The sequence below is a fragment of the Anaerocolumna sp. AGMB13020 genome, from assembly GCF_033100115.1.
Lineage (GTDB): Bacteria > Bacillota > Clostridia > Lachnospirales > Lachnospiraceae > Anaerocolumna.
Genome location: NZ_CP136910.1, coordinates 4,968,232 through 4,994,697 on the forward strand (window position 1 = coordinate 4,968,232; position 26,466 = coordinate 4,994,697).

Here is a 26,466-nt window from a genome sequence, read left to right on the forward strand (position 1 = left end):
GGTGGTCTTAGACCACAATGCATACAATGTGTGAGGGGCTTGTTTCTGTTATTTAATGCAAGGATTGTCTGAGGACGGATTTTGTAATTAAATAATAGTCTCAAGCCCCCTATCATGTATTCGGAAAATGTGTTATTTTATTTATTCAATATAAATTCACGAAAGATTGAGGAAGGAATATCATAATCATATTTGATATTCAGTAAAGAAGCTTAAAATAAAAGATTTTTTATTTAATTTAATTTGTACCTGTGGTTCAAGCTGGCAGATTAGGAGAAAGGCATGGTAAAAAATATGAGTGCAGATACGAACAATACAAACGAAAATAGCAAAAAAATAAAGGAGTTAACAGGACGTGTACATTCCGTAGAAAGCTGTGGAACAGTGGACGGACCGGGAGTCCGTTTTGTTGTCTTTATGCAAGGATGTCCATTGCGCTGTCAGTTCTGTCATAATCCGGATACCTGGGATACGGGGACGGGAACAATCTACAAACCGGATAATCTTATGAATGAAATCAGGAGATACAAGTCCTATATGGCTTTTTCAGGAGGAGGAGTTACTTTTACAGGCGGAGAACCCCTGCTTCAGGCAGACTTCATATTGGAAATGAGTAAGAGATGTAAGGAAGAGGGGATTTCAGTAGCTATAGATACCTCAGGTTATGTATTTACCGAGAAAGTTAAGGAAGTGCTTGAGTATTCAGATCTGGTACTGCTGGATATCAAGAATTTTGACCCTACAGTATACAATAAAGTGACTGGTGTGGACTTAGCTCCCACTCTTAAATTTCTTGAGTATACCAAAGAAGCAGGAATAAATACATGGGTACGTTATGTATTGGTGCCGGGACTTACGGATAATATAGAGTCTATAAAAGCCCTTGCAAAGCATCTGAAAAATTACACGAATATTTCGAAAATTGAATTGCTTCCTTTTCATAAAATGGGAGAGTATAAGTGGAAAGAGCTTGGGTATGAATATAAGCTGTTTGACACCAATGAGCCAGATAAAAAGCTTGTAAAAGAAGTAAAAGATATATTTAGGTCAACAGGAATACCGCTTGCCAACTAAAAGGTAAAATATATTTGTAAGAAAGGTGTAATATACATGGAGCTTTATAATAAATCAAACAAACTGATAAGCTCCATGACCTGATTTGTGATAGATTTCACAAGGAAAAGGTCATGGAGCTTTTTTTATTCATAAATTTAAATTTTAAGGCATAAATCATAGAACATATACTCTTATAGCATAAATTCTTCAATTACATGAGCTATGCCGTCTTCGTCATTGGATAAAGTAATATAGTCTGCCTTACTCTTAACGATTTCTTGTGCATTTGCCATAGCTACGCCCATTCCAGCATACTCTATCATCGAGATATCATTAAATCCATCACCGCAGCTAATCATTTGTTCTCTGGACAAACCAAGATAATCCAGTAGTTTACCAAGGGAAAAGGCTTTATCGATATTCTTCGGCATAATTTCCAGAAAGAAGGGCTCTGAACGATAGATATTTAAGAAAGCTTTAAAGTGTTCTTTTAATTCGGGCTCTATTTGACGTAAGATATCAGGATCACCTGTCATCAGACATTTGTTTATGTCAAATTGTATATAGGAAGGAAAATCCTCGATTTGTTTAATGGGAATACCATTAATTCGAGACTCAATTTCCATGTATTTGTCAATTGGTGAATCTGTTATTACACAGTCGCCTTCATAGGATAGTATACCAACGTTATTTTCTTTTGCTTTATTATGAAGAAAAGGAAGATAATCCCGGTCAAGAACCTGCTGGAATATAATCTCCCCATTAGTACAGTCTATTATTTTGGCACCATTAAAGGATAAAATATAACCCCCATATTCAGCCAGGCGAAGTTTCTTAGCCAAGGGCAGAATACCGGGTGTTGGTCTTCCGGATGCCAGTACGACCTTATGTCCCCTTTCCTGTACAGTCATAATGGACTGATAGGTTTTATCGGAGATTTCTTTTTTTGAGTTGGTCAATGTTCCGTCAATATCAAGAACTAATATTTCGTAAGCCATTTGAAGTCCTTTCTAACATATGCCTAAGCAGGCTGATAACTGATACATAAATTCTTTCCAAGGGATTTACCTTGGTATAATGCCTGATCAGCACAGGTTATATTTTTTTCGACAGAAAGAGTTCTGTCATATTGTATAATTCCACCGGTAATCGTACAGTGGAAGTATACTCCTTCAAAAACGAAGGTATATCTTTCAACTTCCCTGCGTAGCTTATCCGCAATTTTCACAGCATCGTTCATACTTATATCCTGTAGAAATACAAGGAATTCTTCTCCGCCCCATCTGCTTGCAGTATCTTCTTCCCTAAGGATAAGTCTGAATATATTGGAGATACTTACCAAAACCATGTCACCGGCAGTGTGGCCGTAGGTATCATTAATTGTTTTAAAATTATCAACATCAAACAGAATCAATGCAAATTCAGAGTTAACAGACTCTACATAATTATGAAGCTCCTCCATGAAATATCTTCGGTTATAGAGCTTCGTCAGATAATCTGTTATGGCCATTTCTTTGAGTTCCTTCATTAAATGCTGAAGTTCTCGCTGGCTCTTTACATTCTGCATATGAACTTTGACACGAGCTTTCAGCTCTTCTGGAATAAAGGGTTTGGAGACGTAATCAGCTGCACCTACCTCGAAGCCATGAAGTACTGATTCGGAATCGTTATTTCCGGTTATAAATATAATAGGTATATCCTTGGTTTCCTGAAAGCTTTTAAGGATTTTGCAGGTTTCATAACCATCGATACCAGTCATCATGATATCCAGTAATATCAATGTAGGTCGGATATTCTTAGCAATAGATATACTTTCCTCACCAGAATGGGCAATAGATATGTGCAATGACGGGGATTCAAGTATATCCTTTATTATTGTACATATTATCTCACTGTCATCAACTACCAAGATGGTATCTTTCTCCATAATAAATCTCCTTGCAGAATCGAAATAGCAGTACTGGAACCAGTAACTAATTTAATATTAAAGCATTTTGGTGAAAATTTCAACTTAATATAGTATAAAATAAGAAAAATGTTGAGGGTTTTAAGGAATCAGCAAATTATTAGTCAATTTAAGGCTTTTTGACGGGGATTTCATAGTAAAGGCTGCCTTGGATAACCGCAAACAATGCGGTTTTCTAAGGCAGCCCATGAAATCGGAAAGTTGTGTATACTAATTCAACTTAACAGCAGTACCGGAAACGGTAACCATCAGCATTCCATTGTCAGCGCCTAACACTTCATAGTCAACATCAACTGCAACTACGGCATCAGCACCTAAGCTTCTGGCACGATCCTCCATTTCTCTTAATGCATTCTGGCGTGCCTGAATCAGTTCATCTTCATAAGTTGAAGAACGTCCGCCAAAGAAATTAGAGAGTCCTGCTGCAAAATCTTTTATAAAGTTAACACCGGATATTACTTCTCCGAATACAATTCCCTTGTACTCTGTAATTGTTCTTCCTTCGACAGTATTAGTAGTAGTTATAATCATATTCTCTCCCATCTGCATGCATTACACATGCGAAAAAATCGAGGGAGTGAAAGGGTTTTTCTTTCACTCGTGCTCTTCAATGAATAACCCGGACAGGGCTTTTTTTGATACTGATTGTCAAACCTGTCCCAGGGTCTCCAGAAAGATTATTTTAATAAGATTAACCTTACTGGCACTTTCTATACTGTTAATAATATAGTATGAACTTTAGAGCATTATGAGAGATAAATTAATATTGTATTAGAATAAATTATTCTTTTATAGTCTGCTGTTTCATGGCACGCACTTTTAAAGAGAGTCCAAAGAGATTAATAAAACCTTCAGCATCTTTATGATTGTATAGCTCTCCGGTGGTAAAGGAAGCAATGCTTTCATTGTAAAGTGAGTACTCTGAAGTAGTTCCCTGTTTAATAATATTTCCTTTATAGAGTTTAAGTTTTACTTCACCGGTAACGTACTCCTGGGTTGAGTCTATGAAGGCCTGCAGAGCTTCTCTTAAAGGTGTAAACCATTTTCCTTCGTATACAACATCTGCATATTTATCGCCAATACCCTTTTTATAGGCCAGAGTATCCCTGTCTAAAATAAGCTCCTCTAAAGCAGTATGGGCTTCCATTAAGATTGTTCCGCCAGGTGTTTCATATACACCGCGGGACTTCATGCCTACAACCCTGTTCTCAACGATATCTACAATACCTATTCCATGTTTTCCGCCAATCTCATTAAGCGCTTCAATAATCTCTGAAGCCTTTAAAGCTTTGCCGTTTAAGGCGGCAGGTATTCCTTTTACAAAGGAGATGCTTACCGTTTCACCGGCATCAGGAGCTTTTTCAGGTGATACCCCAAGTACCAGAAGGTGGTCGTAGTCAGGAGCATTGGCAGGATCCTCAAGCTCTAAACCTTCATGGCTGATATGCCAGAGATTTCTGTCACGGCTGTAGCTGTTATCAGCGGAGAAAGGAAGATCGATACCGTGGTTTTTGCAATATTCAATTTCCTCTTCACGAGAGGAGATATCCCAGATTCGCCAGGGAGCGATAATTTTAAGGTCAGGAGCCAAAGCTTTGATACCAAGTTCAAAGCGAACCTGGTCGTTACCCTTGCCGGTAGCACCATGACAGATAGCGGTAGCATTCTCTATTCTTGCTATTTCAACAAGACGTTTTGCTATAACAGGTCTTGCCATGGAAGTGCCTAATAAATACTTATTTTCATATACAGCACCGGCTTTTACACAGGGGATCACAAAATCATCTACAAATTCTTCTACCACGTCTTCAATGTAGAGCTTTACTGCACCGGAAGCTTTTGCTCTTTCCTCCAGGCCGTCAAGTTCGTTACCCTGTCCTACATCAATGCATACGCATACAACATCATAATCATAGTTCTCTTTTAACCAGGGTATAATTACTGTGGTGTCAAGACCTCCGGAATAAGCCAATATTACTTTCTCTTTCATTTATATGTCCTCCTGTTTTTTGAATTAAATTATTATAAATATACATCAAAATGTTAAATTATGCAATAGTATTTTGAAGAAAAATATTTGAGTTTAGAAGATTGGTTTTTTAACATGGGGACGTTGAATTGAAGAAAGCAGAAAGAACTCATGCTTCAATTCCAAGGCATAAGAAGTCCTAATTCTCTGAATATTTTGTGCTGGATATACTATAAAATAGATAACTCGCTTCGCTCAGACAATCTATTTTATAGTATAGCACAAAATTTTCAGAGAAAAGGACTTCTAATGCCTTTCCATAGGCGCATTCCTTCTTTCTGCTTTCTTCAACTCACCTGAAATTATGTGGAAGCATGGGAGATAATACTTATTTAATATAAGAATAAAAAATGTAAGAACTACGATAAGGATAAGGGCTTAAGAGAGTATTCGGTGAATGGATTGAATGGACAAACCATTGGGGCGATGATATAATTGGCAAAAAAAGTTACAATCTGAATAAATAAGATGAATCATCAGAAAAGAGGTTTCTATGTATAAGATTATATTGGCATCCGGTTCGCCGAGAAGAAAAGAAATATTAGCACAGGCCGGGGTAGATTTTGAAGTAATCGTGAGCAATGTTTCAGAAGAGTCCGATGAGAAAGAGCCGGTAGCGCTGGTGGAAGAACTTGCTGCCATGAAGGCGACAGCTATTGAGCAGGAAATAACAGCAGATTATGGAAAAGTTCTTATATTAAGTGCTGATACACTTGTATTTTTAGAGGGTGCACCATTGGGAAAACCAAAAGATAAAGAGGATGCATTCCAGATGTTGAGAAGCCTTTCCGGCAGAGCCCATGAAGTTTATACAGGTGTTTCTGTTATCATAAAGGAAGCAGAAGGAGAAAGAAAGCAATTGATCTTTCACCAGAGAAGCATTGTAAAGGTTGCAGAGTTAACAGATAATGAGATCGATCATTATCTGGCAACGGGAGAAGCCTTTGATAAAGCCGGTGCCTATGGGATTCAGGGAAGCTTTGCTATTCATATTGAAGGGATTGAGGGTGAATATTATAACATAGTAGGACTTCCTATTTCGAAAATATACCATGAACTTTTAAAGGAAGGAATTGATATCGTAAATAATTTTTAAGTTGGGTATTGCATAATAATTTATGAAAGTGTATAATTATAAATCAGTTACAGGAAATAATTCCTGAGATGAAAGCATTATGAAGCTTTCATATTTATATTATGCATTTATATTCTTCCAACAGATTAAGCCGGGTAAGAAGAAAATGCTTAAGGACATCACATGGAAGAGATATGTGGGAATGGAGGAAGTCATGGAAATTATTAAAGGAGGAGTAACAGCTCCCAAAGGATATAAAGCAGCGGGTATCTATGCAGGTATTAAAAAGAAGAAAAAAGATATGGCATTGGTATACAGTACGGTGCCTGCAAATGCTGCGGGAACTTTCACCACGAACCTGGTCAAAGCAGCTCCGGTTATCTGGGATATGAAAATCATAGAAGAATATGGGAAAGCCCAGGCGGTTGTGTTAAACAGCGGTGTAGCCAATGCCTGTACCGGTGAGTTAGGAACCGAGAACAATGAAAAAATGGCTGTCTTTATGGCTGAAGAGCTAGGTCTTAAGAAAGAAGAAGTTTTAACTGCCTCAACAGGTGTTATCGGTAAACAGCTTCCCATTGATATTATCGGTGAGGGCTGTAAACTTTTAATGTCTAACCTGGGAGATGAGATAGCATATGGTGATTTAGCGGCAGAAGCAATAATGACTACTGATACCTTTGCCAAGCAGTATGCAGTGGTCTTTGAAATTGACGGTATAACCGTTACCTTAGGAGGTATGGCAAAAGGCTCAGGAATGATTCATCCTAATATGGCGACCATGCTTGGAGTTATTACCACAGATCTTGCCATCAGCAGGGAGCTATTGTTAACTGCCATCAGAGAGGATGTTAAGGATAGTTTTAATATGGTGTCGGTTGACAGGGATACCTCTACGAATGACTCTCTCATTATTTTAGCCAATGGTCTTGCAGGTAATAAAGAACTCACAGCAACAGACAGTAACTATAAGATTTTTACGCAGGCACTTCGTAAGGTAACCACAGAATTATCTAAAATGATGGCATCAGATGGTGAAGGGGCTACCAAATTATTTGAATGTACGGTAAAGGGTGCCGACAGCAAAGACCAGGCAGTAATGTTAAGCAAATCCATTATAACCTCCAACCTTGTAAAGACTGCAGTATACGGAAATGATGCCAACTGGGGCCGAATCCTTTGTGCCATGGGATATGCGGGAGTAGCTTTTGACCCGGATAAAGTTGATCTTTTTATTGAAAGCTCTGCAGGTACGCTTAAACTCGTTGAAAATGGAATGGCAACTGATTACAGCGAAGAGACCGCCACTGAAATATTAAAGCAAAAGGAAGTGAAGGCCATTGCAGATATTAAGAGCGGCTCTTGTGAAGCCACAGCCTGGGGGTGTGATCTGACAGACGGTTACATCAGAATAAACGCAGATTACCGTTCATAATATGTCCTGCAATATAACAGTAAGGGGATAGCATGTCCTGAAATAAATAATTGCGAACGTTATATCTCAGAGAAAACCTATCATAAAAACGAAAGCAAACAGAGGCTTTCATCAGAAAGGAATTATTCATATGGAACCCATGGATCAGATACTTATAAAAGCGCAGACTCTCATCGAAGCGCTTCCCTATATACAGAAATTCAATAAAAAGAAGGTTGTAGTTAAGTACGGCGGCAGTGCTATGCTTGATGAAGAGCTTCAATTAAATGTGATAAAGGATGTGGCCCTGCTGAAACTTATCGGAATGCAGCCCATTATCGTTCACGGTGGAGGAAAGGAAATTTCAAAGTGGGTGAGCCTGCTGGGACATGAATCCACTTTTGTAGAAGGTCTTCGTGTAACAGATGAGCAGACAATGGAAGTTGCAGAAATGGTGCTTGGTAAGGTAAATAAGAACCTGGTTCAGATGATTGAAAAGCTGGGAGTAAAAGCGGTTGGTATAACCGGTAAAGACGGCTCCACTCTGAAAGTGGAAAAGAGATTTGTAAATGGTCAGGACATCGGATATGTGGGAAATATTACAGAAGTTTCAGCTGACTTAATCAATACCCTTATTGATAATAATTTCATACCGGTTATCGCTCCTATTGGTCTGGATGATAATTACCACGCTTACAACATCAATGCGGATGATGCGGCCTGTGCCGTGGCAACAGCTATTGGGGCGGAAAAACTGGCATTCCTTACAGATATAGAAGGCGTCTATACAGATCCGGCTGATAAAAATACCTTAATCTCTGTACTGACCCTTGAAAAAGCAGATGAACTTATTCAGGAGGGTTTTATAGGAGGCGGAATGCTCCCAAAACTAAAGAATTGTATCGATGCCGTAAGAGGCGGAGTATCCAGAGTACATATACTGGACGGAAGAATGGAACATTGCCTGCTTCTGGAGTTCTTTACCAACAGGGGAATAGGTACTGCAATTATTAACAATGAAAGTATTTTGTTTGAACATGAAATGGCGAAATAAAACCGCACTCTCTTAACCAGATTTGTACCTGCAATATACTGGTACAAATTCAGATGTGCAAAATATTACATGCAGGAATGGAGGAAAAAATGGAGGATTATATTAAGGAAGCTGAAGAACTGTTAATGCACACCTACTCCAGATATAAAATTATTCTGGACAGAGGAGAAGGCGTATATCTGTATGATATCAACGGAAAGAGATACCTGGATTTCGGTGCCGGAATTGCAGTATTTGCTCTTGGCTACGGTAATGAAGAATATAATGCGGTATTAAAGAACCAAATTGATAAGCTGCTGCATACCTCGAATTATTTCTACAATGTACCGTCAATTACAGCAGCTGATAAGTTATCCAAAGCTTCTGGAATGGACAGAGTATTTTTTACCAACAGCGGAACAGAAGCCATTGAAGGCGCTATAAAGCTTGCCAGAAAATATTATTATAAGAAGCATGGCACAGGTGACAGTCAGATAATAGCCCTGCATAATTCTTTTCACGGCAGGAGCATGGGAGCACTAGCTGTAACAGGACAGCCTAAATACAGAGAAGCTTTTGAACCACTGATTGGCGGAGTGGTATTTGCGGAACTGAATTCCATAGATGATATAAAGAATAAAATAAACGAAAAGACCTGCGCAATCCTACTGGAACCCATACAGGGAGAAGGTGGTGTAAATCCTGCCGATTCAGAGTATCTGCAATCTTTAAGGAAGCTCTGTGATGAAAAGGATATTCTTTTAATCTTTGATGAAATTCAATGCGGTATGGGAAGAACCGGTGAAATGTTTGCCTGGCAGGGGTATGGTGTAAAGCCAGATATTCTAACCAGTGCGAAGGCGCTAGGCTGCGGTGTTCCCGTCGGAGCTTTTGCAGCAAATGAAAAGGCAGCTTCTGCTTTTGAACCGGGAGATCACGGTACTACGTATGGTGGCAATCCCTTCACTGCGGCAGCTGTTAATGCGGTATTCGACCAGTATGAGAAGCTTGATCTGCTTCCTCATGTGAAGAAAGTATCCGCATATCTGGAAGAGAAACTTGAGGAACTGGTAAAGTCCTATGAGGGAATCAAAGAGAGACGAGGGAAGGGACTCTTACAGGGACTTGAGTTTCATTATCCGGTCAAAGAGATTATTACCAAAGCAATGGAGGAAAATCTGATACTCTTTTCAGCGGGCAGCAATGTAGTAAGATTTGTACCGCCTTTAATAATAACTAAAGAGCAGGTTGATGAGATGATTGATATCCTGAAAAAAATCATCGACTAATGTGTAAATAACCCTATATCGGTAAAGACTAATAAATAGTAAAAAGGAGCTGTTGTAACAGTTCCTTTTTTAAACGCTTCTGAAAAATTACTGTTTAGATAAAAAAGCAGAAGGGATATAGAAAGGAAAGATTAGCGATATGGGATTATTCGGATTCTTAATGGCGATTATTTCAGGTGCTCTTATGAGCATTCAAGGGGTATTTAATACCGGTGTAACCAAACAGACAAGTGTATGGGTGGCTTCAAGCTTTGTTCAGTTTACTGCATTTATCGTCTGTATGCTTGCCTGGTATGTAACAGGACGTGAAGGGAGTTTTTCAGGACTGTTTAAAATCGATAGTAAATATATGCTTTTAGGAGGTGCCATCGGAGCCTTTATCACCTTTACCGTTATTAAGAGTGTTGGTACCCTTGGACCGGCAAAAGCAATTATGGTAATTGTCACCTCTCAGCTCATTGTAGCATATCTTATCGAACTTCTTGGAATCTTTGGAGCTGATAAAGTGGACTTTCAGTGGAGGAAGCTGATTGGTGTAATTCTTGTAATTGGTGGCATTTTAACCTTTAAATGGGAGTAATTTTTACGATTTTCTTAAACTTTGATTCTTTTCAAAATATCTATTGTAATCCAATTGGTAATTAGGTAGAATGATAACATGCAAATGTATTGAGGATACAGTTTGTCGGGCCTTTCCTGAAAGGAAAGGTTTAATATGAAGGATAAAAAGTATATAAAAGCAGGTCTTATCGCTGTCTTTCTCATTCTGACCGGAGTTATCTACAGTTGTCAGAGAGCAGGAAGCAATCAGCAGAACAGTACTCTAGGCACTCCGATTAATTTAGCAGAGAGCAGTTCACCAGAATCCCAAACAGACTTACAGGCAGAAACTCAGAAAGAAACAGGGGAAACTGCAGTAGAAATTCAGGAACAGGAGAGTGCTCCAGAGCAGGAAACACAGATTTATTATGTGCATTTATGCGGTGCTGTAAGGAATCCTGGAGTTTATGAAGCTTCAAAAGATACCAGAGTATATGAGCTGGTCCTGTCAGCCGGAGGTTTTACAAAAGAGGCGGACGAGAATTACGTCAACCAGGCGGCAAATGTGGAAGATGGACAGCAGATATACATTCCTACAAGAGAAGAAGTACGAAAAGGTAACGAGAAGATTATCCTGACAGACAGAAATAGTGCCGGTTCAGATAATGCAGGAGAAGATACCAATAAAACAGACAAAGTGAATATAAATACTGCAGCAAAAAGCGAGCTGTGTACCCTGCCCGGAATAGGCGAGGTCAAGGCCGCCAGTATCATAGACTATCGGACAAACCACGGTAAGTTTCAAAGTATTGAAGAGTTGAAGCAAATCGAAGGAATTAAAGATGCAGTTTATAATAAAATCAAGGATATGATTGAAGTAAATTAGGCATAAGCCTTTGGAAAATGTGATTGGAATAGGTGATAAGCGTGGGAAAAAAAGTACTTGTTGTTGATGATGAAAAATTAATTGTAAAGGGAATCCGCTTCAGCCTTGAGCAGGATGGCATGGAAGTAGACTGTGCTTATGATGGGGAGGAAGCGCTGGAAGCAGCGAAGAAGAAGGAGTATGATGTGGTTCTTTTAGATGTCATGCTGCCTGTTATGACTGGTTTTGAAGTATGCCAGCAGATCAGAGAGTTCTCCAATATGCCAATTATCATGCTGACAGCCAAAGGGGATGATATGGATAAGATTCTTGGTCTGGAATATGGAGCAGATGATTATATAACGAAACCCTTTAATATACTTGAAGTCAAGGCCAGAATAAAAGCCATTATGCGCCGCAGCACCAAGCAGAATGCAGAAGTTCAGGCGAAGGTGGTAGTATTTGGCGATTTAAAGATAGACTGTGAGAGCAGAAGGGTATATGTAAATAACAAAGAAGTAAATTTAACTGCAAAAGAGTTTGATTTGCTGGAGCTATTAATCTTCAATCCCAACAAAGTCTACAGCAGGGAAAACTTACTGAATACCGTATGGGGATACGATTATCCCGGAGATGTCAGAACAGTGGATGTGCATATTAGAAGACTTCGTGAGAAGATAGAGGATAATCCAAGCGAACCTAAATATGTACATACAAAATGGGGTGTTGGCTATTTTTTCCAAAATTAAAGAAAAATTATGGTTTATCAAGAGCATGAGAGTGCATGCACTTCTTGCACTATTTATTATAGGAGTTATCCCTTTATTGTTCTTCTCCTGGGAAATCTTAAATACCTATGACAAGACCGCATTGGAGCAAAAGAAATCTGAAATGCAGAGTCAGGGCAGTTCTTTGGCGAATCTGTTGACGTCTTCCGGTTATCTGGCAGATTCTACACTGGCAGAAGTAAATACAGAGATATTGCGCATTGCAAGCCTCTATGAAGGCCGTATCATGGTAATTGACAGTAAACTTAATATATTAAAGGACACCTACGGAATAGAAGATGGCAATATCATTATTTCAGAAGATGTAATTAAATGCCTTAAAAGCAGCAATAGCATCTACCGCAGCAATGGCGATTATTATATAGAAATGATAGTGCCTATCACCTATTCCTCTGCCAAAGAGAATACAGCCTCTAAGGAAAGCGTAGGTGTTGTTTTGATGAACTTTTCTACGAAAAATGTTCAGAGTATTCATACGATACTGTATAGAAAAACTACGGTTCTCTTTGTTACGACTATCATATTAATTCTGGTATATGCATTTTTTTATTCCGGCGTATTTACGAAACCTTTCCTGAACTTAAAAAAAGCAATCGGACACCTGACAGAAGGTTATATGGATGATGAAGTTAAGGTGGACGGATTTTATGAGGTGCAGCAGATTTCCCAGTCCTTGAATCAGATGCTTCAAAGAATCAAGAACCTCGAAAATTCCAGACAGGAATTTGTATCTAATGTATCCCACGAATTGAAGACTCCTTTAACTTCTGTAAAGGTTCTGGCTGATTCCCTCCTGATGCAGGAAGGTGCATCAGAAGAATTGTATAAGGAATTTCTGGTGGATATTGCAGAAGAGATAGAGCGGGAGAATAAGATTATCAATGATCTGCTGGCCCTTGTCAAACTTGATAAAGCTGCCAGTGATATGAATATCAATGCGATTAAAATCAATGACCTGCTGGAAGTGGTATTAAAGCGGCTTCGCCCAATTGCAAAGAATAGTAATATTGAGTTGATTTATGAGAGCTATCGTCCGGTAATTGCCGAAGTGGATGAAGTGAAATTATCCCTGGCATTCTCTAATCTCATTGAGAATGCAGTAAAGTACAATGTGGAAGATGGCTGGGTAAGAGTATCCTTAAATGCTGACCATAAATATTTCTATGTAAAAGTGTCAGACTCGGGAATCGGAATTCCGGAGGAAGCTCAGGACTCTATTTTTGACCGTTTCTATCGTGTGGACAAGGCAAGGTCAAGAGGTACCGGTGGTACCGGATTAGGACTTGCGATTACAAAAAATGCTGTCCATATGCATAAGGGTGCCATTAAGGTCTATAGCAAAGAAAATGAAGGTACTACCTTTACTGTACGTATTCCAATAAATTATATTGCATAAGGAAGACAAGCCTTCAACGAAGCATAAGTGAATTATCAAAGGCAACGTCTAGCGTTTGCAGAGCAGGAAAAAACATGAATATATTCAAAGAAAAATTTCTTGAAAATAGAATAGCTGAAAAGCAGAGCTTGCGGAATGTCAAGTCCGGAGCAGGCGGAACGAAGTCAAAGCCATTAAGAAGAACATGTAGGAAACTTCCTCTGTTCTTTCTCTTTCTGGTTGTAATACTGCTGGCGGGTTGTAGTGAAGGGCAGGAGGACAAGGATAAGACTGCGAAAGAAGAGGGTCCTTTTGTATATTATATGGATAAATCAGAGACCAAGATAGTTCCTGTGAAATATACACCTACTGAAAATACGAAGGAGAATCTTGTAAAAGAGTTTTTAGAGGTACTGTCGACGGAGTCTGATGATATAACCCTAAAGAGGGCAATTCCGGAAGGACTACGGATAAAGGCGACCTTTAGTGACAGCGGAGGACTTAGTCTTTATTTTAATGCCGCCTATAATAATTTGACGGGTATTACAGAAGTCCTTACCAGAGCGTGTATCATCAAAACCCTGTGTCAGATAAAGGGAGTCGACGATATTGCTTTTTATGTAGATGGATCACCGCTTTATGGAACCAATGGAAAACCCATTAATTTTATGAAAGCAGATGATTTTATAGATGGCAGCGGCGCGGAGAACATCAATGTAACCATATATTATGCGAATGCAGCGGGAGACGGTTTAGTAGCTTCCAACCGTACCATTATATATACAGAGAACATACCGCCTATTGAAAAAGCCATTATTGATCAGTTACTCAATGGACCGGAAATACCAAATGAGCCTGTTGATCCTACCATGAAAAAAAGTCTTCCGGATGGAACAGAGCTGCTGAAGGTAACTACCAAAGATGGAATATGTTATGTGGATTTTAATGAAAAATTTCTGGATAAGGTTCCGGGAGTAGAGCCCGAGGTAGTACTATATTCAGTGGTTAATTCCCTGGATGAATTATCAACCATAAACAAAGTACAATTTACCATAAACGGATCACCAAAAAAAATCTTTCAGGATAACATTGCTTTTGACGGAAGCTTTGAAAGGAATCTGGATTTATTGGATGAGGACAGGAGTGAAAGAAAATAATAAATTGAAAGGATGTCACGTCAGGATTTTTCAATCCTTATTATTAGTGGCAGTATCGCAGGTTGTCCTGCAATATGCAAGGGGTATAAACAATGAATACAAAGAGGCCGTTAGTCTGGCTTTTAGCATCCTACCTGGCAGGGATTGGAGTGTTTCAGTTATCCCTGCCCTTAGTGTATGGAGGAAGTATCGTTTTAATGATAGCAGTACTGTGGTGGCTGTTTGAGAAGAAAGCTTCAAAACGACGTTTCTATCATTATTATTTTCTTCTGTTGCTGCCGGTTTTGTTCGTGTTAGGGTATCTGCGTATGAATCAGCAGATAAAAGCGCCTCCTGGGGATAAGGAATTTACCACTAAAATAAATGCTACGGCAGAAGGTGTTATCAGCCTTGTAGAGGAAAATGACAGCTATACAAGAATAACCTTAAAGAAATCCCAACTTTCCTTTGGCGATAATAAATACGCAAATCTCAAACTTTTGGTATATACAGAGGATGGAAAGCAATATATAATCGGAAACAAAGTCTATATCACCGGAACGCTGATAAAATTTACCAAAGCCTCTAATCCCGGTCAGTTCAATGAATATCTCTACTATAAATCTAAAAAGTATGCTTATAAATTCTATGCAGATTCTGCGGTCATATCCGGCACACAAACCAATTTTTATTATCAGGCTCTTTCTGCTGTCAGAAAACAGCTCACAGATACTTACTATAAATTGTTACCAGAGAAAAATGCAGGTGTACTTACAGCAATGATGTTAGGTGATACCAGCTATCTGGAGGAAGACATAAAAGAACTATACCGAGAAAATGGCATTTCGCATATACTGGCAATTTCAGGTCTGCACATATCCTTATTGGGTCTGACTCTTTATCAAATCTTTCGAAAAATACACATGCCGCTTTTTCAGTCCACGGTAATAACTTTATTCTTTTTATATTCTTATGGAATACTAACAGGCTTTGGTGTATCGACCAATAGAGCGGTTGTAATGATGACTGTATACATGGCAGCAGTTCTTGTCGGCAGAACCTATGACCTTTTCTCTGGAACAGCAGTCAGTGCACTGATAATCCTTCTGCAAAGCCCTCTGGATATAACCAGTGCGGGCTTCTTATTATCTTTTGGTGCAGTTATTGGTATTGGTACTGTTTATCCTGCTCTTTGTAAAGCATTACTAAAAGAGAAAAAAGAGGAGCGGAAAAAGCGATTGCCGAAGCTGAAGGTATCCTCTCGTGAGAATTTAAAGAGAATTTACGAAGAATTCAAGTTTTATTTTTGGAATAATATAGTAATTCAGACGCTATTATCGAGTTTAAGTGTACAGCTTATTCTTTTACCGGTGCTTTTATGGTTCTTTTATGAAATTCCCGTTTATTCTCCTATTGTCAATCTCTTAATCATCCCAGTATCCTCACTGTTAACAATTCTTGCTTTCCTTGCTGTACTAATCGGTTGTGTCAGTATTCCTGCCGGCGTATTTTTTATGGGCGGGGTTAATTATATCCTGGTATTTTACGAAGCAGTGTGCCATATTGGTTCAGGTTTGCCAGGAAAAAGTATTCTGACAGGAAGACCGGGGCTGATAACCATAGCTTCCTATCTCATTCTGCTAATCCTCTTTCTCAGGTGCAACAAACAAAAAGGACGAAGAAGAAGTCTGCTCCTTGTATTACCTATGTTGCTATTATTAATACCACAAACGGCAAACAATCTGCAGGTAACCTTTCTGGATGTGGGGCAGGGAGATGGAATCGTTATTCAGCTGCCAGGTAAGACAACCATTATGATAGACGGAGGAAGTTCCAATGTAAAGAAGCTGTCAAAATACCGATTGGAACCATTTCTGAAATATCAGGGTATCAACGTAATTGATTATGCCATTGTTACCCATGGTGATGCGGACCATTACACAGGAGTCTTAGAATTCTTAGAGGAGGATTATAAGGGGAGTATACGAATAAAGAACCTGTTATTGCCGGGAGCAGATCGAAAGGATGAAACCTACACTAACCTTATTAAGAAAGCAGGTGCTTCAGGGGTAAAGGTATCTGTGTTAAATACAGGAGACAATTTTAGCCTTAAAGGTATAAGTATCAAATGCCTATGGCCGGATCAGGGGTTCGAAACAAATTCAGACAAAAATACTCATTCGATTGTATTAAGTCTGAAGTATGGTGAATTTGATATGCTGCTTACCGGTGATTTGGAAGGGGAAGGAGAGAAGCAGATTATCGAGCAAATTACACAAAAAAAGGCTGATGCGTTACACGGATATGAGGTACTAAAAGTTGCTCATCATGGCTCTAAGTATTCAACCAGCAGTGAATTTCTTCAGGCAGTATCGCCTATGTATTCCATTATTTCTTGCGGAATCGATAATTCTTATGGGCATCCCCATGCAGAAACAGTTACAAGATTATTGGAGAGCGGCAGCCAGATACTAAAAACAACAGAGAGCGGAGCAGTTACTATTATTACAGATGGAAAGAATATGAAACTGGAGGAGTGGCTTCGGTGAACTGTGAAACGGGAAAAGGAATGAATAAAATACCAGTGTCGTGAAATATAAGAATTTATTAAGAACTTTTTCCTGTTAGTAAACTGCCATTTATGTTATAATATACCTTATCGTAATTCTGTTAAGAATAATAGAACCGGCAGCCAGCCATATTCCAGCCTGATTAATAGGCGGTACATGCTTGATTGCTATATCTGACAGAATACTTTTAATAGGGTATACCATTAATAATGGCACGAAAAAAAAGGAGGAAGGCAAGGTAAAGAAATGGATTTTTTAGAAATATTAAAAGTTATATTTTATGGAATTGTGGAAGGAATTACAGAATGGCTTCCTATTAGCAGTACGGGGCATATGATACTGGTTGAAAAAGTAATGCCTCTTAATGTAAGCTATGAATTTATGGAAATGTTTAGGGTGGTAATCCAGCTTGGAGCTATTTTTGCAGTTTTGGTTCTATATTGGAATAAGATCTTCCCCTTTCAACTAAAGGATAAAAAGAAATCCATTATCAAAATGGATGTTATGAATATGTGGTTTAAGATAGTGGTTGCTATTATACCGGCAGGTGTAATTGGGACCCTTTGGGATGATGATATTGACAAGATGTTCTACAATTATGTAACGGTTGCTGTAACTCTGATCGTCTATGGTATCCTGTTTATATTTATTGAAAACAGGAACAAGAGAGGGAATTTTAAAATCACCAGTTTGAACCAGATTACCTATCAGACGGCTATTATCATAGGTCTTTTTCAAGTTCTGGCTTTAATTCCCGGAACCTCCAGATCAGGGGCTACCATACTCGGTGCAATCTTAATTGGTGTATCCAGAGAGATAGCAGCTGAGTTCACCTTTTTCCTGGCGATTCCCATTATGTTTGGGGCAAGCCTTATAAAAATGTTGAAGTTTGGCTTTGATTTTACTGGAAATGAGATTTTAGTACTTGTCTTGGGAATGTTGTCAGCTTTCGTAGTATCCATAATTGCAATCAAATTTCTTATGGGCTATATCAAGAAGCATGACTTCAAAGCCTTTGGTATTTACCGTATCGTATTAGGTATATTGGTATTAGGGTATTTCCTTATCCTTCATTAATAGTAAACAATAGAGATTTAGGAATATGGTTATAGACAAAGAAACGGTACAAAAGTATCGTTTCTTTGTCTATAAAAAATTAACTCTTTTATCTTGCTGAAATAACGAAATAGTAAGTAACAAATCCTTTCTGTTACTGATATTTTCAGTAATAGAAAGGATTTACAGGGCAAAATACACAATTGCAAAATATAAATAAAAGCTATTGACAACAAAATACACAACTGCTATAATGGGTTTAACGTTAAACCAACAACGTACTATTTTTTTGCATAACTAGTTTAACGTAAAACTATATAAGAACCTACAATAAGGAAGGGGATCATTTATGAAAAAAACCAAAAGACTTGTAAGTTTGCTCCTGTGTTTTTTATTGGTTGCAACCATGTTAGCTGGCTGTAAGAAGGATAACAACACAACAGACACCAGTTCAGACAACAACACGCCGGAAGCAACAAAAGAAGCAACAGCAACAGAAGCAGCAGCTACAGAAGCTCCTGCCGAGAACTTTGAACTTAAGCTTGGTATCTGGCCGGAGGACACTTTAACAGATGATATTAAGCTTCATGAAGGATATGTTAAAACGTTTAATGAAACACATCCTAATGTTGAGGTAGTACCCGCCTATTACAAATATGCAACGGATACCTTCGTTTCTCTCGCAGAATCAGGCAACCTGCCTACTATCTTTGAGACCTGGTATACAGAACCTCAGAAATTAATTAACGGTGGTTTCGTGGCAGACATTACAGAGGAGCTAAAAGCAAGAGGCTGGGATACAGCAATGAATCCCTCCATCCGTGATCTGTTATCCAAAGATGGAAAAATATATGGAATTCCCCGTGACGGTTATGCACTTGGTATGATGGTTAATATCGAGCTTTTTGAAGAAGCCGGTTTAGTAGATGAGAACGGATATCCCCAATATCCTAAGACTTGGGAAGAGCTTGCTCAGACGGCTAAGATTATAAAAGATAAGACAGGTCAGGCCGGTCTTTGCCTATTGGCAAAGGATAATGCAGGCGGCTGGCATTTCAGTAATATTGCCTGGAACTTCGGTGCAACTTTAACACTTGAAAAAGATGGTAAATTCGTAGCAAATGTAAATTCTCCTGAAGCGATTGCTGCTATGGAATATGTAAAGTCCTTAAAATGGGAATACGACGTACTTACTCCCGATCCTACCAATGAAGATTGGGGAACTGGTTTTGTAAACTTAGGAACAGGAACAGCTGCTATGTACATAGCTGCCAACGATGCAGTAAATCAGCCTACACAGGTTAATGGCCTTCCAGCAGATAAACTTGCCATAGTGCCTATGCCTGCAGGTCCCGGAGGACAGTATTCCTTATCCGGTGGTACTCCTTATATGTTTTCAAAGGATGCAACGCCTGAACAGATCAATGCTGCTCTTGATTACCTAGAGATCATGGGGAAAGCTCCAGTTGCAACAGATGCTGCCATTGCCGGTATGAAAGCTGACGCTCAGAATAAGATTGATAACAATGTACCTGTAATACCTCGTTTCCCTTGCTGGGTTGACCAGAAGGTACTGGATGCAGAGGCTGCTGTAACCAATGAATTCAATAACGTTGATATGAATCTGTTCAATGATTATTTTAATATCATCAAAAAGGATGGTAACTTAAGACTGGAAGAACCCGGTTCTGCTCAGGATTTATATTCTGAACTTACCAAAGTGCTTCAGGCTGTTATCACGGATAAGAATGCAGATGTAGCTTCCCTTATGCAGACTGCTAATGACAACTATCAGAAATTACTTGATGAGAATGTAAATAAATAGTAAACATAACTTAAACAAAGCTGATGGGGATCTTGTGTAAGATGCCCATCAGCTGCGATAAGACATTATAACATAAGGAGGGCAGATAACGTGGCTGGAACGAAAAATGATATGGCAAAGAAAGCACCAGGAGCTGGAATCAAGAAAAAAGATGTGACAGGATGGCTTATAATGCTGCCGACAATCCTCTTATTTGCATTTTTTGTGTGGGAGCCATTGATAGAAAGTATCCGACTCTCCCTTTATACTGCAAAAGGAATCCGTTTGATCGAGTTTGTAGGCTTTGAAAATTATGGTAAGGTAATCAGACATCCTGACTTTCTCGCAGCTTTTTCCAACACATTTATCTATATTTTATGGTCACTGTTAATTGGTTTTGTGGTGCCGATCATTATGGCATCTCTAATTACTGAAACAACTCATTTTAAGAGCTTTTTCAGAGTGGGTGTATATTTACCTAATATTATGCCGGGTCTGGCTACTGTTTTGATGTGGGGATTCTTTTTTCGTCCCGGTAACACAGGAGTTTTAAATATCTTATTGGACAAAATCGGAGTTGCTCCACAGGTATGGCTTACCAATCCTAAATGGACCATTCCGTTGATTGTTGCAGCTATGACCTGGAAAGGTGCAGGAGCTACTGCCTTAATTTATATGGCCGGTATATCCAATATCAATCCAGAGCTTTATGAAGCGGCAACTATAGATGGTGCGGGTATACTGAACCGTATGCGTTTTATTACCATTCCCAGTATCTTTGCTTTGGGCAAGACTATGCTGATTCTTCAGATTATTGCAGTATTTCAGATTATTTACGAACCGCTGGTTATGACCAATGGTGGTCCGAATAACGCAAGTATTTCCATCATGCAGCTGGTATACAATTATGCTTTCAGGGATTTCAATTATCCAATGGCAGCAGCTCTGTCTGTAATGATGAGTATTGTTCTTATTATTTTAAGCGGTCTGTACTTTAAGCTTACCGCAACCAAAGAAGATTAGGGGGTGTTTGAATGTTTTTTGACAATTACAGAAAGAAAGAAGACGGTGTTGTCCGTTTTTATGACCTTCATTCCAAACGCACCAGAGCACTTATTATTATAATTTATCTGATATGCTTTAGCATTGTAATCACATCCTTATTTCCTCCGGTATGGGTATTCCTTGCCAGCTTTAAGGATATTAAGGAATTCAGAAGAAGTGCGACGATTTTGCCTTCTGTATTCAATTTCAGTGCCTATGCAAAGACCTGGAATGATTTGAAATTTGCAAAATATTATATTAATTCCTTTATCTCAGTAGGAGGTAGTGTCTTATGCGCAGTCATTTTTAACGGACTCATTGCGTATGCACTTGGAATCTTAAAACCAAAGGGACATAAGCTTGTCTTTGGTCTGGTCATGTGGAGTTTACTGATTCCGACTACGACCAGCGTCGTGGCACTGTTTGTCAATATTAACAGAATCGGATTGAATCAATCCTTTTTACCGCTTTGGCTGTCCTTTGGAGCCAATGCCTTTTACGTAATATTATTTAAGCAGTTCTTTGAAAGCCTGCCAAAAGAAATCATTGAGGCAGCCAAGCTGGATGGATGCGGTTATCTTAGAACCTTTGCCAGTATCGTAGTTCCGCTGTCAAAATCCATTGTTATGGTGGTGGTTATCTTTGCAATCAATGCTGCCTGGTCAGATTTTCTTCTGCCTTATCTGGTGTTAAATGGTTCGGGATTGGAAACGGTTATGGTAAGACTGTTCCTGTTCAGAACTTCTAATGCAACAGATGTGGAAGTACTGAGAGCAGTAGCATTTTCAATTATTCCTCCTATCATTTTATTCACATTATTCCAGAAACAAATAACAGAAGGTGCAGCAGCAGGGGCATTAAAGGGGTAGCGTATGGCAAAATCAGCAGATATTTATTATAAAGTACATCCATGGAAAATAATCGAGGAGGGTTTCAACAAGGAGTATGCCTTGGTGTCAGAATCCGTGTTTTCCCTGGGTAACGAATATATGGGAACCAGAGGCAGTTTCGAGGAGGGTTATTCCGGAAGCAGCCTTATCGGAAATTATTTTAACGGTATTTATGAAGCAGCACAGCTTGAGAAATCAGGTTATAAAGGAATTATTGACAGAACGGAATTTATCGTAAATTCAGCGGATTGGTTATATACAAGACTTGAAGCAGAAGGGGAAACACTGGATCTTAATACCTCCGACTTTAAAGATTTTTACAGAGAGCTGGACCTTAAGAGTGGTATCCTGTTCAGAAGCTTTGTCTGGGTGCTGCCCTCTGGTAAGAAAATAAAACTGGAGTTCAGACGCTTCTTATCCATGAAAGAAGCAGAAACTGCGGTGCAAAAAATAATTGTGACACCTCTTAATTTCTCAGGGGAAATCAAGCTTTATTCCGGGATTGATTTTACACAGATTCATCATATGACCGGACGTTCCATGTGGAATGTGATATCAAAAACAGCAGAAGAAGAGACCCTTAGTATGTTGGGGAATACTGTTAGTACAGATCAGGCACTCTTAACCAGCTGCAGATTTCTCTGCGAATATCAAAGCAAAGAAGATTATGCAGAAGAGAAAAAGCTCGTAAGAAAGTTTGTAATTGCCTTAGAGCAGGGAAAAGCTTTTGAATTTGGCAAGATAATCAGAAATATTACCAGAAAAGCAACTGAAACTGTTGATAAAGAAGCCTTTTTAAAGAAATGGGAAGAGAACCCGTCTATATTAAAAGCACTGGATATCGGAATGCTGGAAGCGGATAACCTTAACTGGTGGCATAAGACCTGGCAGGAATCAGATATTGAAATCCTTGGCGATGAGCTGAACCAGCAAGGCATCAGATACTGCATCTTCCAGATGCATCAGACCTATCACGGTGCGGATAAAGGTACAATTATCGGTGCCAAAGGACTGACTGGCGAAGCATACAGCGGCAATACCTTCTGGGATACGGAGGCTTATTGTCTTCCCTTTTATATCTTTAACAATACACAGGCAGCGAAGCATCTGCTGGAATTCAGGTATCTTACCTTGACGGAAGCAATGGAGCGTGCCAAAGCCCTTGATTGTAAGGGAGCCTTTTATCCCATAGCAACCATAACCGGCAGAGAATGCTGCTCTCTCTGGCAGCATGCCAGCCTTCAGCTCCAGGCTTCTACAGCTGTTGCTTATGGCTTCTGGCATTATGAAAATATAACCGGAGACGATGAATTTGTATTTGAGAAGGGTATGCCAGTACTGATTGAAGTCAGCAGGATGCTTGCCACCAGAGGTGACTGGAGCGGGGATGGGACTCGTTATGGCTTCTATGGAGTTATGGGACCTGATGAATTCCAGATGATGGTTAATAACAATTGCTACACCAATTATATGGGAAAGAAAACCCTTGAATATACTCTGGATGTATTAAGCAGATGCTCCTTCACTGCACCGGATAAGTATCGGGATATAACCGGAGACAGAAATCTTAAGGAAGAAGAAATTGAGAACTTCCGTAAAATAGCAGAGCATATGTATATTCCTTACCAGACAGAAACAGAGCTTTATGAACAGCATGAAGGGTATTTTAACCTTCCGCATGTGGATATTGACAAAATTCCCATGGAAGAATTCCCACTGTACCATCATTGGACTTACGACAGGATATATCGCAATGACATGTTAAAGCAGCCGGATGTACTGATGCTGATGTTATTGTATAACAGGGATTTTACAGAAAAGCAATTACGAAGCAATTATGATTATTATGAACCCAGATGTATCCATGAAAGTTCACTTTCACCTTCTGTTCACTCCATACTGGCAGCACAGTTAAAAAAAGCGGAGGAAGCTTATAAATTCTTTGGCTTTGCAACCAGAATGGACCTGGATAACTATAACAGAAATACCGGAGAAGGTTTACATACAACATCAATAGCCGCAGCCTGGATGAATATTGTTTATGGTTTTGGCGGTATGCGGTCTGATGGAAAAGAACTGGCTTTTGCTCCCTCTTTACCGGAACAGTGGCAGGGATATTCCTTTAAGATGCATGTAAAAGAGGAAGTGGTAGCGGTATCAATTGACAAGGAAAATATTAAGATTTCCTCCGATTCCAATACCGGACTCAAAGTATTGATCTATGAGAAAGAATATGTAATCGGACAGAAAGAAGTAAGAGTTCCTGTTATACAGTAATAGCTGGTGTATAAGGCGATACCAGGGAAGGAGTGATAAATAAGAAATGAACTGGAACATTGAAGAACTTGGCTATCAACCCGAGAAAGCAACAGGACTTGGTAATAAATTCTTAATCGGCAATGGTTATATGGGGATTCGGGGAACTTTGGAGGAATCAAAGAAGGATCAATTTCCGGCAGTCAATCTTTCAGGAATCTATGACCAGGTGGGAAATGGCTGGCGGGAACCTCTAAACGCACCCAATGGGCTGTTCACACGTCTTCTGATAGAGGGGAAGGAATACTGTCTTTCGGAAAAAGAACATAAAGCCCATACAATGGAACTCGATTACAGACATGGTATCTTTCGCAGAGAAACTGTTTTTGAGGCGGCAAAAGGGACGGTGACCTTAAAAACAGAACGATTTGCCAGTATGGTGGATAAACATCTCATTGCACTGAAGGTGACATTAGTACCTTCCTATGACGGTGAAATTGAGGTTATAACCGGTATCGACGGTGAGGTTTGGGATATTAATGGTCCTCATTATGACAGTGTGCTTACAGGAGTTACCGGAGAACTTATCGGTGCAGTTGCAACTACCCACGAGAAGCAGGATAAGGTAGCAGTTTATGAAGCACTGGAGATTCCTTCTGTTGCTGGGCAGGAGGCTGCTATTGCGGAGCAATCTACAAAAGAGAAGGATAGAACAGTATTAAGACATCTTAAACTACAGGTTACTGCAGAGAAGAGCTACACCTTTTTTAAGTACATTTCAATTTATACCAGTCTGGACACTGCTGCTTTTCAGGAGGAAGGAAAACAACTGGTATTGGAGGCAAAGAAAAGAGGATATGAAGCACTGCTGAAAGAACATAAGAATAACTGGGAAAAGAAGTGGAGCAGATCAGAAGTAGAGATTGAAGGTGATGACGAGGCCATGGAAGCTCTTAATTATTCTTTGTATCATCTGCACAGCATTGCGCCAAGACATTCTAAAAGCCTTTCTATAGCAGCCAGAGGCTTATCGGGACAGACTTATAAGGGTGCGGTGTTCTGGGATACGGAAATGTTTATGCTGGATTTCTTCCTTTTTACAGAACCGGAAGTAGCAAAAACCTTGCTGAAATATCGAATTGATACCTTAAAAGGAGCGAAAGCAAAAGCCGGAGACTATGGCTTTTGCGGTGCCTTTTACGCCTGGGAGAGTCAGGAGGGCGGTTATGATGCCTGCTCTGACTATAATGTAACAGACGTGTTTACCGGACGCCCCATGCGCACCTATTTTAAAGATAAGCAGATTCATATATCAACAGCCGTAGTTTACGGTATAATGCGCTATATTGAATTTACCGGCGATAAGGAACTGCTAAGTGAAGGCGGAGCAGAGACTATTATAGAATGTGCCAAGTTCTACTACAGTCTTTTAATTAAGAGAGTAAAGGATGAGAAGTATGAGCTTTACGATGTTATCGGCCCGGATGAGTACCATGAGAGGGTTAATAACAATGCCTATACTAACCGTATGGTAAAGTTTACTTTCGAGGCGGCTATAAAACTTCTGGAAGAAGAAACAGAGAATAAGGCGGAAGCAGCTGAGAAAACATTGCTTTTGGAAAGCTTTCGTGATGCGGCTCTGCATCTTTACATACCGCAGCCAGATGAGAAGACAGGCATTATTGAGCAATTTGACGGATACGAACAGTTGGAAGACGTATCCGTTGAAGCGGTAAAAGGAAGACTGCTCCATGAGAAGGAATACTGGGGAGGAGCCTATGGCGTGGCATCCCATACCAAAGTCATTAAACAGGCAGATGTTGTGACTATGATGAATTTATTTTCCTCAGAATATGATATGGAAATCCTCTATAAGAACTGGGCTTATTATGAGCCGAGAACGGAGCATGGCTCTTCCTTAAGTGCCTGTATGTACTCCATGGTTGCCTGCAAGTGCAATATGCCGGATCAGGCGTATCCATTCTTTTTAAAGTCAGCCAAAGCAGATTTGGGTGACGGAGGGAAACAGTGGGCCGGGTTAATATATATTGGAGGTACCCATCCTGCAGCCAGCGGAGGGGCTTATATGACGGCAGTGGAAGGCTTTGCAGGACTTAAGCTTGAGAATGGAGAGCTGAAAGCTGAACCAAGATTACCGAAAGGCTGGAAGCATTTGAAGTTTAAGGTTCAATATCTGGGAGAACTGTACCAGGTTACTGTAACAAAGGATAAAGCTGAAGTGGAGAAGATAAGAGACTAGATGTAATCAGTATGGGATAG

The 26,466-nt window shown here is 39.5% G+C and carries 21 protein-coding genes; 17 read left to right on the plus strand and 4 right to left on the minus strand.

Annotation, left to right across the window (positions count from 1 at the left end; translation table 11 throughout):
* Positions 1-282 precede the first annotated feature (282 nt).
* Positions 283-1,074 (plus strand): pyruvate formate-lyase-activating protein, encoded by a 792-nt coding sequence (gene pflA, locus R2R35_RS20955; protein ID WP_317731815.1) that lies wholly within the window; start codon positions 283-285, stop codon positions 1,072-1,074.
* Between the two features lie 173 nt (positions 1,075-1,247).
* On the opposite strand, the gene R2R35_RS20960 is transcribed toward pflA, so the two are convergent.
* The 4 genes from R2R35_RS20960 to R2R35_RS20975 all read right to left on the minus strand — a co-directional run bounded on the left by R2R35_RS20960 (position 1,248) and on the right by R2R35_RS20975 (position 5,012).
* Positions 1,248-2,054 carry a Cof-type HAD-IIB family hydrolase gene (locus R2R35_RS20960; RefSeq protein ID WP_317731816.1) on the minus strand — a complete coding sequence of 269 codons (807 nt, stop codon included), beginning with the start codon at positions 2,052-2,054 and terminating at the stop codon, positions 1,248-1,250.
* Positions 2,055-2,077: 23 nt separating this feature from the next.
* Positions 2,078-2,983, minus strand: a complete 906-nt coding sequence (locus R2R35_RS20965) for a GGDEF domain-containing response regulator (protein WP_317731817.1) — start codon at positions 2,981-2,983, stop codon at positions 2,078-2,080.
* A 249-nt stretch (positions 2,984-3,232) separates the two neighbouring features.
* On the minus strand, positions 3,233-3,553 hold the full coding sequence (locus R2R35_RS20970) for a putative heavy metal-binding protein (protein ID WP_033167738.1): 321 nt from the start codon (positions 3,551-3,553) through the stop codon (positions 3,233-3,235).
* 250 nt (positions 3,554-3,803) lie between these two features.
* Positions 3,804-5,012 (minus strand): argininosuccinate synthase, encoded by a 1,209-nt coding sequence (locus tag R2R35_RS20975; RefSeq protein WP_317731818.1) that lies wholly within the window; start codon positions 5,010-5,012, stop codon positions 3,804-3,806.
* 532 nt (positions 5,013-5,544) lie between these two features.
* Here R2R35_RS20975 and R2R35_RS20980 point away from each other — a divergent pair.
* From R2R35_RS20980 to R2R35_RS21055, 16 genes are all read left to right on the plus strand, one after another.
* The gene (locus tag R2R35_RS20980; protein WP_317731819.1) at positions 5,545-6,147 is read left to right on the plus strand and encodes a Maf family protein; all 603 of its coding nucleotides are present in this window, start codon (positions 5,545-5,547) and stop codon (positions 6,145-6,147) included.
* A 193-nt stretch (positions 6,148-6,340) separates the two neighbouring features.
* The gene (argJ, locus tag R2R35_RS20985; RefSeq protein WP_317731820.1) at positions 6,341-7,561 is read left to right on the plus strand and encodes a bifunctional glutamate N-acetyltransferase/amino-acid acetyltransferase ArgJ; all 1,221 of its coding nucleotides are present in this window, start codon (positions 6,341-6,343) and stop codon (positions 7,559-7,561) included.
* A 139-nt stretch (positions 7,562-7,700) separates the two neighbouring features.
* Positions 7,701-8,594, plus strand: coding sequence for an acetylglutamate kinase (gene argB, locus R2R35_RS20990; protein WP_317734829.1), 894 nt, complete (start codon positions 7,701-7,703; stop codon positions 8,592-8,594).
* An 89-nt stretch (positions 8,595-8,683) separates the two neighbouring features.
* Entirely contained in the window at positions 8,684-9,862 is a 1,179-nt protein-coding gene (locus R2R35_RS20995; RefSeq protein WP_317731821.1) for an aspartate aminotransferase family protein, read from the plus strand.
* Between the two features lie 139 nt (positions 9,863-10,001).
* A complete protein-coding gene (locus R2R35_RS21000) occupies positions 10,002-10,442 on the plus strand; it encodes a DMT family transporter (protein WP_317731822.1) in 441 nt (146 codons plus the stop codon).
* Between the two features lie 135 nt (positions 10,443-10,577).
* Positions 10,578-11,288 (plus strand): helix-hairpin-helix domain-containing protein, encoded by a 711-nt coding sequence (locus R2R35_RS21005; protein WP_317731823.1) that lies wholly within the window; start codon positions 10,578-10,580, stop codon positions 11,286-11,288.
* A gap of 41 nt (positions 11,289-11,329) precedes the next feature.
* Complete coding sequence (locus R2R35_RS21010) at positions 11,330-12,016, plus strand: response regulator transcription factor (RefSeq protein WP_317731824.1); 687 nt, start codon at positions 11,330-11,332, stop codon at positions 12,014-12,016.
* A 25-nt stretch (positions 12,017-12,041) separates the two neighbouring features.
* Positions 12,042-13,451, plus strand: coding sequence for a sensor histidine kinase (locus tag R2R35_RS21015; protein ID WP_317734830.1), 1,410 nt, complete (start codon positions 12,042-12,044; stop codon positions 13,449-13,451).
* A 74-nt stretch (positions 13,452-13,525) separates the two neighbouring features.
* Positions 13,526-14,587, plus strand: coding sequence for a GerMN domain-containing protein (locus R2R35_RS21020; RefSeq protein ID WP_317731825.1), 1,062 nt, complete (start codon positions 13,526-13,528; stop codon positions 14,585-14,587).
* Between the two features lie 92 nt (positions 14,588-14,679).
* The gene (locus R2R35_RS21025) at positions 14,680-17,115 is read left to right on the plus strand and encodes a DNA internalization-related competence protein ComEC/Rec2 (RefSeq protein ID WP_317731826.1); all 2,436 of its coding nucleotides are present in this window, start codon (positions 14,680-14,682) and stop codon (positions 17,113-17,115) included.
* A 267-nt stretch (positions 17,116-17,382) separates the two neighbouring features.
* On the plus strand, positions 17,383-18,213 hold the full coding sequence (locus R2R35_RS21030) for an undecaprenyl-diphosphate phosphatase (protein WP_317731827.1): 831 nt from the start codon (positions 17,383-17,385) through the stop codon (positions 18,211-18,213).
* Between the two features lie 328 nt (positions 18,214-18,541).
* Positions 18,542-20,017 carry an ABC transporter substrate-binding protein gene (locus R2R35_RS21035; protein ID WP_317731828.1) on the plus strand — a complete coding sequence of 492 codons (1,476 nt, stop codon included), beginning with the start codon at positions 18,542-18,544 and terminating at the stop codon, positions 20,015-20,017.
* A 90-nt stretch (positions 20,018-20,107) separates the two neighbouring features.
* Positions 20,108-21,019 (plus strand): carbohydrate ABC transporter permease, encoded by a 912-nt coding sequence (locus R2R35_RS21040; RefSeq protein ID WP_317731829.1) that lies wholly within the window; start codon positions 20,108-20,110, stop codon positions 21,017-21,019.
* A gap of 11 nt (positions 21,020-21,030) precedes the next feature.
* Positions 21,031-21,909 (plus strand): carbohydrate ABC transporter permease, encoded by an 879-nt coding sequence (locus R2R35_RS21045; protein WP_317731830.1) that lies wholly within the window; start codon positions 21,031-21,033, stop codon positions 21,907-21,909.
* A 3-nt stretch (positions 21,910-21,912) separates the two neighbouring features.
* Positions 21,913-24,207: a glycoside hydrolase family 65 protein gene (locus R2R35_RS21050; protein WP_317731831.1), complete on the plus strand. Its 2,295-nt coding sequence runs from the start codon at positions 21,913-21,915 to the stop codon at positions 24,205-24,207.
* A gap of 46 nt (positions 24,208-24,253) precedes the next feature.
* Positions 24,254-26,446 carry a glycosyl hydrolase family 65 protein gene (locus R2R35_RS21055; RefSeq protein ID WP_317731832.1) on the plus strand — a complete coding sequence of 731 codons (2,193 nt, stop codon included), beginning with the start codon at positions 24,254-24,256 and terminating at the stop codon, positions 26,444-26,446.
* Positions 26,447-26,466: the final 20 nt, after the last annotated feature.